Consider the following 2630-nt stretch of genomic DNA (forward strand, 5'->3'; position numbering starts at 1 on the left):
GGTGCGCGCATCAGCCGGTGCCAGCGCCGACGGATGCAAGCCGCTGTGATGGCCGGTGGTCGGCGTGAGCGAATTGACGAAGTCGTACGTCATCAGGTTGAACCAGTCCACGTACCGGTTCGCCGCCGGGATATCCACGCCGTCGACAAAGGCGCCATCGGCTACCGCGGCGCTCAAGGTGTGGTGGCCGGACAGGGCATCGAGCGCCTTGCGCGTGGCGGCCAGCAGCAGCGGGAAGTTCGCCCGGTCGGCCGGGCTGCTGGCGATGCCCGATTCCCCGTGGGTCGGATATTCCCAGTCGACATCCAGGCCGTCGGCATGATGGTCGGCCACAAGCCGCGCCGCGCTGCTGGCGAAGCGTTGCCGGCCTTCCACCGAGGAAGCGGCCTGCGAGAATCCGTCGGCCGTCCAGCCGCCGACGGAGATCACCACACGAAGCGATGGATTGGCCTGCTTCAACGCCACCACCTGCGCCAACGAGGTGGCGGCCTCCGGGCGCAGCACTACCGCGTCGTGGTCGACGTGGGCGAAAGCGTAGATCAAGGTATCGATGCGTGAGGCATCGATGCGGTCGGTGTGTTCGGTGTTGCTGATGTAACCGACTACCCGGTAGCTGCGCGTGGGTGCCGCACATCCGGCCAGCGCGATGCACGCCAACAGGCCCAGGCCGGTGAAGACCCTGCGCATGATCAGAACGACCGGTCCACCGAGTACCGGGCCAGCGTGGCAAGCGCGTCGCGCCACGGCGACGGCGGCAACGCCTCGAGCGCGGCAAGCGCTGCATCGGCGTGGGCCAGTGCGCGCTCGCGGGTAAGCTCCAGCGCACCGGATTTGCGGATGGCTTCGATGATGGGCTCCAGCGACTCCAGCCCGCCCTGCTCGATGGCGCGGCGCATCGATTGCCGGTCTTCCTCGCTGGCGCGTTCGGCAGCGAAGATCAACGGCAAAGTGGGCTTGCCCTCGGCCAGGTCGTCGCCGATGTTCTTGCCCAGCGTGCCGGCATCGGACAGATAGTCCAGGAGGTCGTCGGCGATCTGGAACGCATAGCCCAGCTGCATGCCGTAGGTGCGAAGCGCCGCCACCTCGGTGGCGGGCAGGCCGCCGAGCAACCCACCCAGCTCCGTGGCCGCAGCGAAGAGCACCGCGGTCTTGCGTTCGATCACCGCCAGGTACGCTTGTTCGGTAACGTCTGCGTTACCGATGTTCAGCAGCTGCAGCACCTCGCCTTCGGCAATGGTGTTGGTCGTGTTGGCCAGGATGCGCATGATGCGCATGTCGTCCAGTTCCACCATCAACTGGAACGAACGGGAATAAAGGAAATCGCCCACCAGCACGCTGGCGGCATTGCCCCACAGCGCGTTGGCCGTCTTGCGTCCGCGGCGAAGGTCCGATTCATCCACCACGTCGTCATGCAGCAGGGTCGAGGTATGGATGAACTCGATGATCGCGGCGAGCTTGGCGTGGTTATCGCCCGTGTAGCCCGCGGCACGTGCAGCGAGCGTGTGCAGCATGGGCCGCAGCCGCTTGCCGCCGCTGGCGATGATGTGGTCGGCGATCTGGTTGATCAGCACCACGTCGGAGGACAGTCGCGCACGGATCAGGGCATCCACCTGCGCCATGTCGGCGGCGGCAAGATCCCGGACGCTGGAGAAATCGAGGGCCTGACGGGCCGCGGGCACGCTGCTCATGGAAACCTTTGAAAGAGGTACGACAATTTGCCTGGGATTATAGGCGGAAGGGCGTGGGCGCGGTGGCCACCATCGCCGGGCCGGCCCCAGGGGTTTACCGCCCATGGCCGGCGGCGTCGACAGGGCTGGCCGCCAGCAGGCAGCCTGAGGGTGTGGTTGGCCATGCCATGGCGGTCAGGACATCGGCATACCCCCATATGCAGCTTGCAAATCCGCGGCTACGGCCCAACTATTCCGGGCATCGACGGGGCGGTCCTGGCGCGGAACCGGTCATGGCTCAACACATCATTGAACTCATCGCCCAATACGGCCTGTTGGTGGTCTTCATCAACGTGCTGGTCGAGCAGGCAGGCGTGCCCCTGCCCGCGGTTCCCACCCTGGTCGTGTCCGGTGCATTGGCGGCGATCGACCGCCTGCCGCTGCCGCAACTGGTGGGGGTGGCGATCCTGGCCTGCCTCCTGGGCGACCTTGCCTGGTACATCGCCGGACGTCGTTTCGGCTCACGCGTGATGCGCACGATCTGCCGTATCTCCCTGTCCCCGGATTCGTGCGTGAAAACCTCGGAACTGCGCTTCCAGCGCTGGCGCGGCATGCTGCTGCTGGTGTCGAAGTTCGTGCCGGGGCTGTCCACCGTTGCACCCCCCATGGCTGGAGCGATGGGCCTGACACCCGCGGCCTTCGTGCTGATGGATGGCCTGGGTTCGCTGCTCTGGGCGGGTCTTGCCATCGGCATCGGCTATGTGTTCTCCGCCCAGATCGACACCCTGCTGGCCAGCCTGGCCAGCGCAGGCACCGTGGCGGGCGAGGTCATGCTGGCCCTGCTTGCGGCCTATATCGCGCTGAAGTGGTGGCAGCGCCGCCGACTGCTGCATTCGCTTGAGATGGCCAGGATCACGGTGACGGAACTGAACAACGCCCTGGCCGAAGGCCGCGGGCCGCTGG

Annotated in this window: 3 protein-coding genes; 1 reads left to right on the forward strand and 2 read right to left on the reverse strand. The window is 66.5% G+C overall.

Annotation, left to right across the window (positions count from 1 at the left end; all coding sequences use genetic code 11):
• Together VK519_RS04175 and VK519_RS04180 are read right to left on the reverse strand one after the other, a co-directional pair.
• A partial coding sequence (locus VK519_RS04175; RefSeq protein ID WP_324347879.1) for a glycoside hydrolase family 18 protein occupies positions 1 to 687 on the reverse strand: 687 nt, incomplete at its 3' end.
• A gap of 2 nt (positions 688 to 689) precedes the next feature.
• Positions 690 to 1688, reverse strand: coding sequence for a polyprenyl synthetase family protein (locus tag VK519_RS04180; RefSeq protein ID WP_324347880.1), 999 nt, complete (start codon positions 1686 to 1688; stop codon positions 690 to 692).
• Between the two features lie 272 nt (positions 1689 to 1960).
• On the opposite strand from VK519_RS04180, the gene VK519_RS04185 reads away from it, so the two are divergent.
• Positions 1961 to 2630, forward strand: a 670-nt coding sequence (locus VK519_RS04185; protein WP_324347881.1) for a DedA family protein, incomplete at its 3' end; no start/stop codon positions are given.

It is taken from the genome of Pinirhizobacter sp. (assembly GCF_035317885.1).
GTDB lineage: Bacteria > Pseudomonadota > Gammaproteobacteria > Xanthomonadales > Rhodanobacteraceae > Pinirhizobacter.